Origin of the sequence: Xanthomonas sp. CFBP 8445 (assembly GCF_025666235.1) — a bacterium.
In the GTDB taxonomy this organism is placed as follows: Bacteria; Pseudomonadota; Gammaproteobacteria; order Xanthomonadales; family Xanthomonadaceae; genus Xanthomonas_A; species Xanthomonas_A indica.
This window is the reverse complement of record NZ_CP102594.1, coordinates 1,927,323-1,942,647: the sequence shown is the minus strand read 5'-3', so window position 1 is coordinate 1,942,647 and position 15,325 is coordinate 1,927,323. Positions and strand designations below refer to the sequence as shown.

Sequence of the window (15,325 nt, the reverse complement as noted above, 5' to 3'; positions counted from 1 at the left end):
GCAGGCGCGGCGCCATCTGCCACAGGCATCCGCACACGAACCACCACAGCGCCGCGGTCTTGATCGAGAAGTAGCCGTTGGACACCAGCAGGCTCAGCGAGAACGCGAAGATCAGCAGGTTCTTGAACAGCTGCCCTTCGATGGTGCGCATCAGCATCGCGAACGAATAGGCCAGCAGGAACGCCAGCACCAGCAGCACCGACTGCGAGGAGATGAAGTAGGCGATGCCGCTGTCGAAGTAGCGATACGGCTGGTCCATGTCCAGCCCCAGCCACGCATCGGCGCTCATCCTGCGGATCGAATCGACGGTGAAGAACACCCGCCCCAGCGTGGTGTCCTCGTAGCTCTGGATGCCCGAGGCCCACACCAGCAGCCACGCACCGCCCATCACTGCGAAGAAGATCAAAAAGCCCAGGCGCTGGTCCATGCGCAGCAGCAACGGGCTCAGCAGCGCCATCATCACGCAGGTGCCGGCGGCCAGGCGTCCGTCCGAGGCCACGATCAGGAAGCCGATCATCGCCACCGACGCGACGACCGCCCACGGCCGCATCCAGCGCCAGAAGGTCAGCAGGATGGCGGTGAAGAAGATGATGAAGTTGCCCATCGTCACCGGCTCGATGAACACCGAGGAGGCGCGCGGCAGGTTCGACGACGGCAGGAAGTTGCGTGCGCCCGGGCGTGTCGCGCTGACGAACAGATTGCTGTCCTGGTTCCAGAAGCTCGACGCGCTGGCGCCGCGCGCATTGACGAAATAGCTCTTGGGGTTGACCACGTCGCCGTAGACCTTGGGCAGCGCCAGTTCGAACACCGCCACCAGCGACACCAGCAGCGCCATGCGCACGAACATGCGCGGCAACGAGCCGGTGTAGGCTGCGCCGAGCAGCAGGAAGGCGAACGGAATCAGCGCATCGCGGAAGAACTTCGGATCCAGCGACCAGGCCATGAACAGGCGCACCAGCATCAGCAGCGCCAGCAAGGCGATCCCGGTGAACACCATCGCCATGCGCTTGCGGTCCAGCGCGCGCAGGCCGAGCAGGAAGCAGGCGGCGTAGACCGCCAGTTCCACTGCATAGGTCATCGCCGGGCTGACCCGGAACACCTTGGCGTTGATCACCGCCAGCACGAAGTTGTAGCCGATGGCGAACAGCAGCACCAGCTCGATCAGCAGGTTGCGGCGCTGCTCGCGCAGCGGCATGGCCGGCGCGCTCAGCATGCATACCTCGCTGCGATGGCGGCGCAGCGCGCGGCACCCCTGCGGTGGACCGGCGCCAGGCGTGGCGCCGGCGTGCGACGCGCGACGCCATTCGGCGCAGACAGGGCAGGAACGACGGCGACGCGGGGGCGACGCCGGCGCTGCTCACGGTCGGCGGGAGGAAGACGCATCGGGCGCATCAGTAGGCGGTCTTCTGCCCGAGCACCTTGAACGCGGTCAGCACGATGATCCGCGTGTCCAGCCACAACGACCAGCGACGGATGTAGTCCAGGTCGTACTGGATGCGCTTCTTCATCGTGCGCAGCTCCGGCGTCTCGCCGCGGAAGCCGTTGACCTGCGCCCAGCCGGTGATGCCCGGCTTGACGTAATGCCGCTGCATGTAGTGGTTGATCAGCTTCTCGTAGTGGGTGTTGTGCTGCGCCGCGTGCGGACGCGGCCCCACCACCGACATGCTGCCGCCGAGCACGTTGAACAGCTGCGGCAACTCGTCCAGGCTGGTGCGGCGCAGGAACGCGCCGAAGCGGGTCACCCGGCTGTCGCCGCGCGTGGCCTGCACCACCACATCGCTGGGCTCCTGCTGCACGCGCATGGAGCGGAACTTGTACATGTAGAACTCGCGCCCGCCCAGGCCGTGACGGCGCTGGCGGAAGAACACCGGGCCCGGCGAGCTCAGCTTCACGCCCACCGCGATCGCCAGCATCAGCGGCCACAGCACGGCCAGCGCGGCCATGGCCACCAGCTTGTCCTGCAACGCCTTGGCGACCACGAAGTAGGTGTTGCGGTCCACCCCGCCCTGGCGCAGGTTGATCACCGGCACGTTGCCGATCTGGTCGCCGGACTGGTTGAGCATGCCGAAGTCGAACAGATCCGGGATCAGCCGGACCTGGATCGGATAGCGGTCCATGCGCTGCAGCAGCTGCTTGATGTGGTCGCGCTCGCCCAGCGGCAGCGAGATCCACACCTGCTCGACCTGGTGGTGGTCGAGGTAGTCGATCAGCGCGTCCGCGGTGCCCTCGCCCAGGCACTGCAGCCTCTGCGGATGGTCGGCCACCGACAGGTCGTAGTCGCTGCTGAAATAGCCCACCACCTGCATGCCCACCCAGGGGTTGCGGCTCAGGTAGTTGTGGATCTTCACCACCGGATGGCGCAGGCCCACCACCACCACCCGCTGCACGTCCACGCCTTCGGAGCGCAGCCGGTTGAGTACGCCGCGCACCACCGTGCGCGAGAGCAGCAGCGTGGCCAGGCTGGTGACGAACCAGGTGCCGATCCACAGCCGCGAGACCTGCTGGCCGAACTGCACCACGAAGGCGTGCACCGCGAACAGCGCGAACACGCCGCCGCAGGCCAGGCTCAGCACCACCATCTCGCGCAGCAGGCCACGCCCGCGCCAGCTGCGGTACAGCGGGAACAGCGCGAAGCAGATCACCGCGTACAGCAGCGTGGTGCCGATCGCCACCCGGTACGCCGGTTCCGGCATCCAGGTGCCGAACAGCAACCGGTGGGTCAGCAAGGCGCCGCCGACCATGACGGTCAGGTCGGACACGCGCAACAGGATGTCTGCCGCGGCCGCGTACTTGGACAGCATGCGCGGCGAGGAGGTCGTATAGGTGGCGCTACTCAGGTCTGCCAAAAGCATGATCGGGATTCCTATCCAAACCCGGTCGATCGGCATGCGGGGGAACATGCGACGCCGCCGGGCCTCGATTTCGCCTGCCTGTGGACCGCTGCGGCGCCTCCCTCGCCGACCCCAGGTCCACGGCAGCCCGTGACTACTTCAACAGAAGAACGTCTTCGTACAACCGCGCTGGAAAATAATGGAGCACCTCATTGCCTAGCTGAACCACGGATCACCTCACTGAAGACTGTGCGTCGAACCGATGCCGGCGTGTGCGTTGCGGCACGCGCTCGCGCATTGCGCGGTGCGGCGCGCCATGGCGCTGCGGCATCTCATGCCGAGGCCGCCGCCGCGGCTTCGGCTTCGCGGATGAAGTAGCGCACCAGCGCCACCGCCACCGCCAGGAACAGGCCGAACACGAAGGCCAGCGCCAGGCCGAGCAGCTTCTTCGGCGAACTCGGCTTGCCCGGCACATCGGCGCGGTCGACGATCGAAATGTTGTTGGTGCCCACGTTGCCGACCACGCCGATCTCCTTGTAGCGCTGCAGCAGCGCGTCGTAGAGCTGGCGGTTGGTATCGGCCTCGCGGCGCAGCATGGTGTAGCGGATGCTGCGGGTCTGCAGGTCCAGTTCGTCGTTCTTCAGGGCCGCGATGCGGTCGCTGAGCAGCGTCTCCTGCTGCCGCGCCGCCTCGTAGTCGTTCTTCAGCGCGCTGCGGATATTGGCGATCTCGTTGGCGATCTGCCGCTTGGTCTCGGCGATCTGGTTCTGCAGGCGCTGCATTTCCGGGTAGCCGGGCTGGAACGTGGCCAGCTTCTGCTGGTAGTCGGCGGTCAGCTTGGCCTGTTCGGTGCGCAGGCTCTGGATCAGCGGACTGCTGACCACCTGCGGCAGGCCCATGCCGTCGCCGATGCCGGCCTGGCGCCAGGCCGCCTCGGCCTTGATCCGCGCGTCCTGCGCCGCGGCCAGGCGCACATTCAGTTCGCTCATGTTCTGCGTCGGCAGCGACGGCTTGTCCTCGCCCATCGACACGATCTGTTCCTGGCTGGAATAGTCGACCGCGTTCTTCTCCGACTCCTCGACCTTGTCGCGCAGCTGCGCCAGGCGTTCGGACAGGTAGCGCGCGGCGAACGAGGACGCCTGCAGGCGGCGTTCCTGGGTCGAGGCGATGAACATCTTGGCGTAGGTGTTGGCCACGCGCGTGGCCAGCACGCGGTCGGACGAATCGAAGTTGATCCGCACCAGGCGCGAGTCGCGGACCGGCTCGATGGTCAAGGCATCCAGCACCGGGCCGACCAGCGCATTCTCGGCCGCGGCGGCACGTGTCTGCGGCGCCGGCGAACGCCCGTCGCCGTTGTCCTGCAGCTTCTCCAGGGCTTCGTCGACCAGCGGCTTGAACGCCGGGGCCTCGGTCAGCTTGGCCTCGCGGATCACCTGCCGCGCCAGCGAACGGCTGCCGAGCAGTTCGTACTGGGTCTGGTAGAAATCGCGATCCTGCGGCGATTCCACCGGCATCAGGTTGGCGACGTTGGCGACGTTGAGCGATTCGCGCTCGATCTGCAGCACGCTGGTGGCGCGGTACTTGGGCGTCATCAGCAGGATCACCAGCAGCGCCAGCAGCACCACGGCCCCGGTGATGCCGACGATCAGCCAACGCTGCCGGTACAGCGCATTCCAGTAATCCAGCAGGCCGATGTCGGCCGGGCTCAGCGGGGCGCCCACGGGACGCGCATGCGGCGCGGAGGCGGGAGGCAAGGTGGAGGCGCTCATCGGTAGGCCCTCCAGACCATCACGAACGGGGTCAGTTGCACCACGGTGCGCAGCAGCACCAGCGCATCGGAGCGGTACACCACCACGATGTCGCCGCCGTAGATCGCCGGGTCGGGCGCGGCGCCCTTCTGGATATCGCGCAGATCGAAACGCGCCAGCATCTTCTGCCCGCCGACGGTGCGGAACACCACCACGTTGCCGCGGCTGGCCACATCGCTGACGCCCTTGCCCAGCGCCAGTGCCTGCTGCAGGGTCAGCGCCGAGCCCTGGATGGGATAGATGCCCGGCTCGCTGACCGCGCCGGTGACCGTGACCCGGTTGCCGGTGAACTCGTCGACCAGCACCGAGACCTGCGGGTTCTGCAGATAGCCGTTGCGGTAGCGATCGGCGATCTCCTTCTGCAGCGCGTTGACGCTGGAGCCGGCCGCCTTGACGTCGCCGATCAGCGGCAGCGAGATGCGGCCCTCATTGTCCACCCGCACCTGGCGCTCCAGGTCGTCGACCTGGAACACCTTGACCGTGAGCAGGTCGCCCGGGCCAAGCAGGTATTCCGGCTTGCCCATGGACGCGGCAAGCGGATCGCCCGGCGGCAGATCCGACCGTATTGCCGGCCCGCTGTTGCATGCCGACAGCAGCGCCAGACAGAAAAGGGCCAGCGCCCAATGGAAGGTCACGGAGAGTTTACCCATGCGCGATGCTGATGCCCTCTGTCGATTGGTTTTCGAAGCGCCGCACTCGCCCAGCCGGCCAGGGTTCCGTCCCGGCCGGAGGATGATCACGGTGTCAATTCCTGCCCGGGACGAATGGCCCTGGCCAACAGCGAAGCTTCGTGTTGCAACGCACTATGGCACAGCCATCTGCCGTCACCAAGGCGTTACCCGACATTTTTTTGACGCAGTAACAGCAGGGTTCAACTACATGTCCAGTGATTCAGCCTAGCAAGCATCCGTGAACGTTCCATCGACGTGATGTTAACGTGATCAATGTCAATGCATTGACGCTGCGTCGCTCCCAGTTCTGGCGCGGCTTTGCGCTCCGGCAAGCCGATACCCGCGCGCCGGAATGGCGCACTGCCGCGGATTTTGTCTACGGCGACGCGCTCGGCCGCCGACCGGATGTTACAGATCGCCCTGTGTGGCGACGCCGGCACGAACCGGGCATTCGCGCCTGAACGGCCCTACCCGTTCACCGGCCACGCGGCGCCGGCCATGCCAGCGCGGCCCACCAAACAAAAAGGCCCATGTCGCGGACATGGGCCTTCGAAAGATGGTCGGGGTAGCCGGATTCGAACCGACGACCACTAGTCCCCCAGACTAGTGCGCTACCAGGCTGCGCTATACCCCGGTGTGTTGCGTCTCCGCCGTCATGGCGGTCTCGCCTTGCAGCGAGTTGGCGATTATAGCGGGTTTGCGGCGGCCATTCCTAGCGGCAGCGACGCCGCTACTCAGCGCCGCAGCAACTGCAGGACTTCTTCCAGCTCCTGCCGCACCTGCTTGATGATCTGGTTGCTCAGCGCCGATTCCTGGCGGGCGCCCTCACCCTCCAGGCGCAGTCGCGCGCCGCCGATCGTATAGCCCTGTTCGTACAGCAGGCTGCGGATCTGCCGCACCATCAGCACGTCGTGGCGTTGGTAGTAGCGTCGGTTGCCGCGGCGCTTGACCGGTTCCAGGCTGGGGAATTCGGTCTCCCAATAGCGCAGCACGTGCGGCTTGACGTCGCACAACTCGCTGACCTCACCGATGGTGAAGTAGCGCTTGGCCGGAATCGGCGGAAGTTCGCGGTTACTGCCCGGGTCCAGCATATGCCTCCACTCGCTCCTTGAGCTTCTGTCCGGGGCGGAAGGTCACCACCGTCCGCGCGGAAATGGGGATCTCTTCGCCGGTCTTGGGATTGCGGCCGGGCCGTTGGTTCTTGCGGCGCAGGTCGAAGTTGCCGAAACCGGACAGCTTCACCTGCCGCCCCTGCTCGAGCGCATCGCGCAGCACGTCGAAGAACGCATCGACGAATTCCTTGGCCTCGCGCTTGTTCAGCCCGACTTCGTCGAACAACCGCTCGGCCATTTCCGCTTTGGTCAACGCCATTGCCCTGCTATCCCCTGTCCTTCTCAACCACGCATCCGCGCGTCGTGTTCCCGCGCCAGCGCGGCCACCGCATCGGCGACCACCGCCTCCACGTCGCGGTCTGTCAGAGTGCGCGTGTTGTCCTGCAAAATCAAGCCCATAGCGAGACTCTTGCAACCAGCCTCGACCCCCGCGCCGACGTAGCGGTCGAACAGCACCACCTCGCGCAGCAAGGGCCCCACTGCCGCGCGCACGCTGCGCGCCAGCGCCGCCCAGCTCACTGCTTCCGGCACCACGAAGGCCAGATCGCGGCGCACCGACGGGTACCGCGACAGCTCGGCGGCACGCGGCAGGGCGCGCGCGGCCAGCGGCGCCAGGTCCAGCTCGAAGGCCAGCACGTCGACGTCGATCTGCATCGCCTGCAGCAGCCGCGGGTGCAGCTGGCCGATCCAGCCGATCCGCACGTCGTCGCGATAGACGTCGGCCGACCGGGTCGGATGCGCGAACGGATGCGTCGACGCACGGTAGTCCAGACGCGCGCCGGAAGCGGCCGCCAGGGCCTCCAGGTCGCCCTTGAGGTCGTGGAAATCGACCTTGCGCGCCGGCAGGCCCCACTGCAGGGCATCGGCATCACCGCACACCGCGGCTGCCACCCGCTGGGTCTCGACAGGGGCGGCACCGGCCTCCGCTGCCGCGGCGAACGCCTTGCCCAACTCGAACAGGCGCACGCGCCCGGCCTGGCGCGCGGCGTTGCGGCCCAGCGCGGCCACCAGTCCCGGCAACAGCGACGGACGCATCACCGCCAATTCGGCACTGAGCGGATTGGCCAGCGCCACGCGTCCGTCGTGCAAGCCCCACTGGTCCAGCAGCGCGGCATCGACGAAGGCGTAGTTGATGGTTTCCAGCAGCTCGCGGGCCAGCAGCTGCCGGCGCACGCTGCGCTCGTCCAGCTGGGTCTCGCTGTCCATGGCGATGCGCGTGGCGCCGCCGGGCAAGGTGGTCGGCAGGCGGTCGTAGCCGTGGATGCGCGCCAGTTCCTCGATCAGGTCCTCTTCGATGGCGATATCGAAGCGGCGGCTCGGCGCGGTGACCTGCCAGCCATCGGCCGAGGCGACCACCTCCATGCCCAGCGCGCGCAGGATGCGCTCCACGTCGGCATCGGCGATCTCGATGCCGAGCACGCGCAGGATGCGCGTGCGGCGCAGCGCGATCGGCGCCGGCGTCGGCAGGAACGCCGGCAACTCGGCCTCGACCACCGGACCGGCACGTCCGCCGGCCAGTTCCAGCACCAGTCGCGTCGCCAGTTCCAGCGCGTGCCGCGGCAGCGCCGGGTCCACGCCGCGCTCGAAGCGGTGGCCGGCATCGGTGTGCAGGCCGAGCTTGCGCCCGCGGCCCATGATCGCCGCCGGCGCGAAATGCGCGGCCTCCAGGAATACGTGGCGGGTGGTTTCGGTGACGCGGGTGGCGTGGCCGCCCATCAGCCCGGCCAGCGCCACCGGCCGATCGGCGTCGGTGACCAGCAGGAAGCCCGGATCCAGCGCCGCCTCGCGGCCATCGAGCAGGGTCAGGGTCTCGCCGGCGCGTGCGTGGCGCACGCCGACCGGCCCCTGCAACGTCTCCAGGTCGAAGGCATGCATCGGCTGGCCCAGTTCCAGCATCACGTACTGGGTGATGTCCACCAGCAGCGACACCGGACGCACCCCGCTGCGGCGCAGGCGCTCGGCCATCCACAGCGGCGTCTTCGCCGCCGGATCCAGGTCCTCGACCACGCGGCCGCAGTAACGCGGCGCATCGGCGCCCGCCTCCAGCGTCACCGGCAGCGTGCGCTCGCTGCTCACCGCCGCCGGCGTCACCACCAGCGGCAGCACGTCGCTGCCGCAGGCCGCGGCCACGTCGTAGGCGATGCCGCGCACGCCGAAGCAATCGGCGCGGTTGGGGGTGAGCTTGATCTCGATGCTGGCATCGGGCAGGCCCAGGTATTCGGTCAGCGCCTGGCCGATCGGCGCATCGTCGGGCAGTTCGAACAGGCCGGACGCGTCGCTGTCCAGGCCCAGTTCCTTGGCCGAGCACAGCATGCCGTTGGACTCGACCCCACGCAGCTTGGCCGGCTTGATCGCGATGCCGCCGACCTGGGCACCGACCAGCGCCAGCGGCGCGACCAGTCCAGCGCGCGCGTTGGCCGCGCCGCAGACGATCTGCAGCAGCTCGCCCTGCCCGGCATCGACCCGGCACACCTGCAGCCGGTCGGCCTCGGGATGCGGCGCCGCCTCGACGATCCGCGCCACCACCACCTGCTGCAGGCCGTCGCCGAGCGGCACGACCTCTTCGACCTCCAGGCCGATGGCAGTCAGAGTCGCGGTGAGCTGCTCACGCGAGGCCTGGGTCGGAACGTGGCTGCGCAGCCAGTTTTCGCTGAATTTCATTGGGGAGCCGGGATTGGGAATTCGGGATTGGGGATTCGTAAGAGCGGGTCAAGCGAGATCCGGAAGCAGCGTGGACCCGCTTTCGCGAATCCCCAATCCCGAATCCCGAATCCCCGCCCTCAAGCAAACTGCCGCAGGAACCGCACGTCGTTCTCGAAGAAGGCGCGCAGGTCGTTGACGCCGTAGCGCAGCATCGCGAAGCGCTCCACGCCCATGCCGAAGGCGAAGCCGGTGTAGCGCTCGGGGTCGATGCCGACGTTGCGCAGCACGTTCGGGTGGACCATGCCGCAGCCCAGCACTTCCAGCCAGCGGGTGCTGCCGTCGGGCTGCTGCCAGGCGATGTCGACCTCGGCACCGGGCTCGACGAACGGGAAGTAGCTGGGGCGGAAGCGCATCTGGAAATCGCGCTCGAAGAACGCGCGCACGAACTCGGCCAGGGTGCCCTTGAGGTCGGCGAAGGTCGCGTGCTCGTCGACCAGCAGGCCTTCGACCTGGTGGAACATGGGCGAATGGGTCTGGTCGCTGTCGCTGCGGTAGACCTTGCCGGCGGCGATCATGCGCAGCGGCGGCGCGTGCTCCCCCATGTAGCGCACCTGTACGCCCGAGGTGTGGGTGCGCAGCAGGCGGCCGTCGCCGAAATAGAAGGTGTCGTGCATCGCCCGCGCCGGGTGGTGCGGCGGGAAATTCAACGCCTCGAAGTTGTGCCAGTCGTCCTCGATCTCGGGGCCGTCGGACAGTTCGTAGCCCAGCCGCGCGAAGATCTCGGTGATGCGTTCCAGGGTGCGGGTGACCGGGTGCAGCCCACCACGTTCGCCGCGCCGCCCCGGCAGGGTCACGTCGATGCGCTCCTCGGCCAGGCGTGCGTCCAGCGCCGCAGTCTCCAGCACGGCGCGGCGCTCGGCCAGCGCGGCGGACACCGTGTCGCGCGCGCGGTTGATCGCCTCGCCGGCCAGCTTGCGCTGCTCCGGCGCCAGCGCGCCGAGCTGCTTGAGCTGGGCGGTGATGCTGCCGCTCTTGCCGAGCAGTGCGACCCGCAGTTGCTCCAGCGCCTCCGGGCTCTGCGCCGCGGCGATGTCCGCCAGCGCCTGCCCGCTCAGGGAATCGATCTCACTCATTGCACTCGCGCCTCACTGCTCCGGCCGAACCGCGGCCACCGTGTCCCGCCGATGCGGGACCTCACACCTACCCGGCAGGCATCCCGCATCGGAACGCCCAAAAACGCAAAAGGGGAAGGACTTGCGCCCTTCCCCCTGCATGCCTGCGATTGCTCCCGCCGAAACCCCGCACATGGACGTGCGGGTTTCTGCGGGGACTCGCACTTATGCCGCCAGCGCGCCCTTCGCCTTCTCCGCCAGGGCGGCAAAGCCCTGCGCGTCGTGCACGGCGATGTCCGCCAGCACCTTGCGGTCGAGGGTGATGCCGGCCTTGAGCAGGCCGTTCATGAAGCGGCTGTAGCTCATGCCGTTGATGCGGGCCGCCGCATTGATGCGGGTGATCCACAGCGAACGGAAATTGCGCTTCTTCTGCTTGCGGCCGATGTAGGCGTACTGCTGCGCCTTGATCACCGCCTGCTTGGCGACGCGGAAGACCTTGCGACGGGCGTTGTAGTAGCCCTTGGCGAGGTTCAGAACTTTCTTGTGACGACGGCGCGCCTGGACGCCACGCTTGACTCGAGCCATGGTTCAGTCCTCAGAGGTAGGGAAGCATACGGTCCAGACGGCCTGCGTCCTCGGCACGGACGTGGTTCGTCTGCCGCAGGTTGCGCTTCCGCTTGGTCGCTTTCTTGGTGAGGATGTGGCTACGGTTGGCGTGGCCGGCCTTGTACTTGCCGGAGGCGGTCTTGCGGAAACGCTTGGCCGCCGCCCGGTTGGTCTTGATCTTGGGCATTGCAATGTCCTTGATGGTGTTTTGTCACTGGTCAGGGCGGTGGCTGCGCCACACTTTCCGTCCGTGCCCTTACCGGCTTGTAAGCCCTTGATCCGATGAGGATCCGGGCGGGTCCTGTTGCCGCGGGAGCGGCAAACCCGATGAACTGGGCCGCGTATTATGCCAGGGCTTGGAATGCCTTGCAAATCATGCAGTTCGACTGGCGATTGCGCGCCGGGAGTCGGCAAGGCTGCGCAACGCGTGGCCACGCCGCGACGGCGCAGCAGCGCTGCGCTCGGAGGTCAGAAGGGACTGGGGCACAGGTGCCGGGAAACCGCGCCCCCACCAGCGGCGGGGCGCGATCCTGGGCTGCGCTCCGCGGATCAGCGCTTCTTCGGCGCGATCATCATCACCATCTGCCGGCCTTCCAGGCGCGGGCGCGATTCGATGACGATGTCCTCGCCCAGATCGGCCTCGATCCGCGCGGCCATTTCGCGACCGAGCTCCTGGTGGCTCATCTCGCGACCGCGGAAACGGATGTTGACCTTGACCTTGTCGCCCTCTTCGAGGAAGCGGCGCATGTTGCGCAGCTTGATCTGGTAATCGCCCTCGTCCGTGACCGGACGGAACTTGATTTCCTTGATCTCGACCTGCTTGGTCTTCTTCTTGGCTTCGTTGGCCTTCTTCTGCTGCTCGAACTTGAACTTGCCGAAGTCCATGATCTTGCAGACCGGCGGGTCGGCCTGCGGCTGGATCTCGACCAGATCCAGACCGTCTTCCTCGGCCATCGCCAGCGCTTCGTCGCGGCTCAACACGCCGACCATCTCGCCGTCTGCGCCGATCACGCGCACGCGCGGCACGCGGATCTCTTGGTTCTTGCGGTTCTGTTTGTTGTCAGGGGTACTGATGTTGCAATCTCCCAGGGGAATCGGACTGGCGCGGACGGAGGCTCCGTCCGCGCCAGGGTGGTGTCACGCCAACTGCTCGGCGCGCAGCCGTTCGGCGAAGGCGGCGACCGACATGGTGCCCAGATCCTCCCCCGATCGCGTGCGGACCGCAATCGCGCCGTTTTCCGTCTCGCGGTCGCCCGCCACCAACAGGTACGGCACCCGCTGCAGCGTGTGTTCGCGAATCTTATAGCCGATTTTTTCGTTCCGCAAATCGGCCTCGATGCGGAAGCCTTGATTTGCAAGGAGTTTCCGCACGTTGTCTACATAGTCTGCCTGAGCATCGGTGATGTTCATGACCACGGCCTGCACCGGCGCCAGCCAGGCCGGGAACATGCCGGCATGGTGCTCGATCAGGATGCCGATGAAGCGCTCCATCGAGCCGACGATGGCCCGGTGCAGCATCACCGGATGCTTCTTCTGGCTGTGCTCGTCCACGTACTCGGCGCCGAGGCGGCCGGGCATCATGAAATCCACCTGCATGGTGCCGAGCTGCCAGGTGCGGCCGATCGCGTCCTTCAGGTGGTACTCGATCTTCGGGCCGTAGAAAGCGCCCTCGCCCGGCAGCTCCTGCCACTCCACCCCGCAGGCGCCGAGCGCGGCGCGCAGCGCGGCCTCGGCCTTGTCCCAGGTGGCGTCGTCGCCGAGGCGCTTTTCCGGGCGCAAGGCGATCTTGATCTGGATGTCGTCGAAGCCGAAGTCGCCGTACACCTTCAGCGCCTGCTGGTGGAAGGCGGTGACCTCGGCCTCGATCTGCTGCTCGGTGCAGAAGATGTGGCCGTCGTCCTGGGTGAAGCCGCGCACGCGCAGGATGCCGTGCAGCGCGCCGGACGGCTCGTTGCGGTGGCAAGCGCCGAACTCGCCGTAGCGGATCGGCAGGTCGCGGTAGCTGTGCAGGCCCTGGTTGAACACCTGCACGTGGCCCGGGCAGTTCATCGGCTTGACCGCGTAGGTGCGCTTCTCCGACTCGGTGAAGAACATGTTGTCCTGGTAGTTGTCCCAGTGGCCGGACTTCTGCCACAGCGACACGTCCAGGATCTGCGGGCAGCGCACCTCGCCGTAGCCGCTGTCGCGGTAGACCTTGCGCATGTACTGCTCGACCACCTGCCAGATCGACCAGCCCTTGGGGTGCCAGAACACCAGGCCCGGGCCCTCTTCCTGCAGGTGGAACAGGTCCTGCTGCTTGCCGATCTTGCGGTGGTCGCGCTTGTCGGCCTCTTCCATGCGCAGGATGTAGGCCTCGAGCTGCTTCTTGTCGGCCCAGGCGGTGCCGTAGATGCGCTGCAGCTGCTCGTTCTTGGCGTCGCCGCGCCAGTAGGCGCCAGAGATGCGGGTCAGCTTGAAGGCCTTGAGGAAGCGCGTGTTGGGCACGTGCGGGCCGCGGCACATGTCCACGTATTCCTGGTGGTAGTACAGGCCCATCGCGGTGACGTCGTCGGGCATGTCCTCGATCAGGCGCAGCTTGTAGTCCTCGCCGCGCTGCTTGAACAGTTCGATCACCTCGGCGCGCGGGGTGACCTTCTTGATCACGTCGTAGTCCTGCGCGATCAGTTCCTGCATGCGCTTCTCGATCGCCGCCAGGTCCTCGGGGGTGAACGGGCGCTCGCTGTAGATGTCGTAGTAGAAGCCCTCGGCGATGACCGGGCCGATCACCATCTTGACCTCGGGATACAGCTGCTTGACCGCGTGGCCGACCAGGTGCGCGCAGGAGTGGCGGATGATCTCCACGCCCTCGGCGTCCTTGGCGGTGATCAGGCGCAGGCTGGCGTCGTGGTCGATGACGTCGCAGGCGTCGACCAGGCGGCCGTCGACCTGGCCGGCGATGGTGGCCTTGGCCAGGCCGGGACCGATGGACTGGGCCACGTCCATAGGGCTGACGGGATGTTCGAATTCGCGGCGGCTGCCGTCGGGGAGCGTGATCGTGATCATGGGTGTCGGCGGAAAAGGAAACGGGAGAACGGCGTCCACGCCACCGTGGTGGCAGTCGCGACTGAGCGCGGGACAGAAAGAAGGCGCCACAAGGGCGCCTGCTCGGACAGCCTTGGGCGGGAACTCACGCGAGGGCGGTGGTAGTGCTCATGTCGCACGCTCGGCCGGCGTCGCCGCGGGCCACCCATGTCCGGATCAGATAGTGGGCAGATAGTAAACCAAAAGCGACCGATTGGTCACGGGCAAGGCTGGCGCGCGGCCTGTGTCGGGCCGTCCCCGGACACCGCTGGCGTCGTTGGCGCGCCTCCAATCTCGCTGCGCCGCAGCAAGAGCTGCAGCGGCCGCCGTGGCATGCTGGGGGTTCGCTTTCTCCGCATCGGACGCGCCGTCATCAAAGGCAAGGCCACATCGCTGGACATCGCCTACCTGGCAGGCGTGTCGCAACCCACCGTCTCGCGCGCCCTGCGTGGCAGCCCGGCCGTCAACGAGCAGACCCGGCGCAAGATCCTGGCGATCGCGCGCGAGCTGAACTACAAGGTCGACAAGCACGCCTCCAGCCTGCGCCTGCGCAATGCCGGCACCCTGGCGCTGCTGTTCTTCGAAGACCCGACCACCGACGACTCGCTGATCAACCCGTTCTTCCACTCGATGCTGGGGTCGATCACCCGCGCCTGCGCCCGTCACGGCTACGACCTGCTGGTGTCGTTCCAGCAACTGTCGGACAACTGGCGCGCCGACTACGGCGACAGCCAGAAGGCCGATGGACTGATCCTGCTCGGCTACGGCGACTACCTGCAGGCGCAGCAGCGGCTGCAGCACCTGGTCGACCAGGGCACCCATTTCGTGCGCTGGGGCGCGGTGCTGCCCGGGCAGCCGGGAGTGTCGATCGGCAGCGACAACTTCCAGGGCGGCCATGACATCACCGCGCATCTGCTGGCGCAGGGGCGCCGCCGCATCGCCTTCCTCGGCGACGCCTCCAACCATTACCCCGAATTCCTGGAACGCTACCGCGGCCATCTGCAGGCGCTGCGCGCGGCCGGCGCCGACGCCACGCCGGCACTCCAGGTCGATGCGATCACCACCGAGCAGTCCGGCTACGAGGCGGCCCTGGCCCTGCTCGGCCGCGGCGAGCGCTTCGATGCGCTGTTCGCCGCCAGCGACCTGATCGCGATCGGCGCGTTGAAGGCCTTGCGCGAGCACGGCCTGCGCGTGCCCGAGGACGTGGCCCTGGCCGGCTTCGACGATATCCCGGTGGCCGCCAGCGTCGATCCGGCGCTGTCGACGGTGCAGCAGGACACCAAGCTGGCCGGTGCGGTGCTCGTGGACACCTTGCTGGCACAGATCGCCGGGCAGCCGGTGAGCAGCCGCACCCTGCCGGTCACGCTGGCGCTGCGCGGCTCCTCGCTGCGCAGCTGACGGGCCGATCCGGGTCGCGGCAACGCATCCGCCCGGGATCGGCCCAGGACACCGGCGACCTGACGCAGCCGCGCTCACCGCACC

At 67.4% G+C, this 15,325-nt stretch carries 13 protein-coding genes, 1 tRNA gene and 1 pseudogene; 2 read left to right on the top strand and 13 right to left on the bottom strand.

Going from position 1 to position 15,325, the window contains the following annotated elements; genetic code table 11:
• Positions 1-19: 19 nt before the first annotated feature.
• The 4 genes and pseudogenes from NUG21_RS08185 to NUG21_RS08170 form a co-directional block, all read right to left on the bottom strand.
• Positions 20-1,195: pseudogene (locus NUG21_RS08185) on the bottom strand (polysaccharide biosynthesis protein GumE); the annotation flags it as partial.
• A gap of 196 nt (positions 1,196-1,391) precedes the next feature.
• The gene (locus NUG21_RS08180; protein ID WP_263392767.1) at positions 1,392-2,852 is read right to left on the bottom strand and encodes an undecaprenyl-phosphate glucose phosphotransferase; all 1,461 of its coding nucleotides are present in this window, start codon (positions 2,850-2,852) and stop codon (positions 1,392-1,394) included.
• A 311-nt stretch (positions 2,853-3,163) separates the two neighbouring features.
• Positions 3,164-4,600, bottom strand: coding sequence for a GumC family protein (locus tag NUG21_RS08175; protein ID WP_019796634.1), 1,437 nt, complete (start codon positions 4,598-4,600; stop codon positions 3,164-3,166).
• Positions 4,597-5,289 (bottom strand): polysaccharide biosynthesis/export family protein, encoded by a 693-nt coding sequence (locus NUG21_RS08170; protein ID WP_263392766.1) that lies wholly within the window; start codon positions 5,287-5,289, stop codon positions 4,597-4,599. Before NUG21_RS08170 ends, NUG21_RS08175 begins: the two co-directional genes overlap by 4 nt.
• A 287-nt stretch (positions 5,290-5,576) precedes the next feature.
• Here NUG21_RS08170 and NUG21_RS08165 point away from each other — a divergent pair, with 287 nt between their 5' ends.
• Positions 5,577-5,771 carry a hypothetical protein gene (locus NUG21_RS08165; protein WP_263392765.1) on the top strand — a complete coding sequence of 65 codons (195 nt, stop codon included), beginning with the start codon at positions 5,577-5,579 and terminating at the stop codon, positions 5,769-5,771.
• Positions 5,772-5,867: 96 nt separating this feature from the next.
• Here NUG21_RS08165 and NUG21_RS08160 read toward each other — a convergent pair.
• From NUG21_RS08160 to thrS, 9 genes are all read right to left on the bottom strand, one after another.
• Positions 5,868-5,944: transfer RNA gene (locus NUG21_RS08160), tRNA-Pro, on the bottom strand.
• Between the two features lie 100 nt (positions 5,945-6,044).
• Positions 6,045-6,401: a MerR family transcriptional regulator gene (locus NUG21_RS08155; protein ID WP_009597860.1), complete on the bottom strand. Its 357-nt coding sequence runs from the start codon at positions 6,399-6,401 to the stop codon at positions 6,045-6,047.
• Complete coding sequence (locus NUG21_RS08150; protein ID WP_003466661.1) at positions 6,382-6,681, bottom strand: integration host factor subunit alpha; 300 nt, start codon at positions 6,679-6,681, stop codon at positions 6,382-6,384. The genes NUG21_RS08155 and NUG21_RS08150 overlap by 20 nt, the downstream gene beginning before the upstream one ends.
• Before the next feature lie 23 nt (positions 6,682-6,704).
• Positions 6,705-9,083, bottom strand: a complete 2,379-nt coding sequence (gene pheT / locus NUG21_RS08145) for a phenylalanine--tRNA ligase subunit beta (RefSeq protein ID WP_263392764.1) — start codon at positions 9,081-9,083, stop codon at positions 6,705-6,707.
• 119 nt (positions 9,084-9,202) lie between these two features.
• Positions 9,203-10,198 (bottom strand): phenylalanine--tRNA ligase subunit alpha, encoded by a 996-nt coding sequence (gene pheS, locus NUG21_RS08140; protein WP_263392763.1) that lies wholly within the window; start codon positions 10,196-10,198, stop codon positions 9,203-9,205.
• Positions 10,199-10,402: 204 nt separating this feature from the next.
• Positions 10,403-10,762, bottom strand: coding sequence for a 50S ribosomal protein L20 (rplT, locus tag NUG21_RS08135; protein ID WP_010342859.1), 360 nt, complete (start codon positions 10,760-10,762; stop codon positions 10,403-10,405).
• Between the two features lie 10 nt (positions 10,763-10,772).
• Positions 10,773-10,970 carry a 50S ribosomal protein L35 gene (gene rpmI / locus NUG21_RS08130; protein ID WP_010342861.1) on the bottom strand — a complete coding sequence of 66 codons (198 nt, stop codon included), beginning with the start codon at positions 10,968-10,970 and terminating at the stop codon, positions 10,773-10,775.
• 362 nt (positions 10,971-11,332) lie between these two features.
• The gene (gene infC, locus NUG21_RS08125) at positions 11,333-11,857 is read right to left on the bottom strand and encodes a translation initiation factor IF-3 (RefSeq protein WP_230596011.1); all 525 of its coding nucleotides are present in this window, start codon (positions 11,855-11,857) and stop codon (positions 11,333-11,335) included.
• 63 nt (positions 11,858-11,920) lie between these two features.
• Positions 11,921-13,825 carry a threonine--tRNA ligase gene (gene thrS, locus NUG21_RS08120; RefSeq protein WP_263392762.1) on the bottom strand — a complete coding sequence of 635 codons (1,905 nt, stop codon included), beginning with the start codon at positions 13,823-13,825 and terminating at the stop codon, positions 11,921-11,923.
• A gap of 351 nt (positions 13,826-14,176) precedes the next feature.
• Here thrS and NUG21_RS08115 point away from each other — a divergent pair, with 351 nt between their 5' ends.
• The gene (locus NUG21_RS08115) at positions 14,177-15,241 is read left to right on the top strand and encodes a LacI family DNA-binding transcriptional regulator (RefSeq protein WP_160945935.1); all 1,065 of its coding nucleotides are present in this window, start codon (positions 14,177-14,179) and stop codon (positions 15,239-15,241) included.
• Positions 15,242-15,325 lie beyond the last annotated feature (84 nt).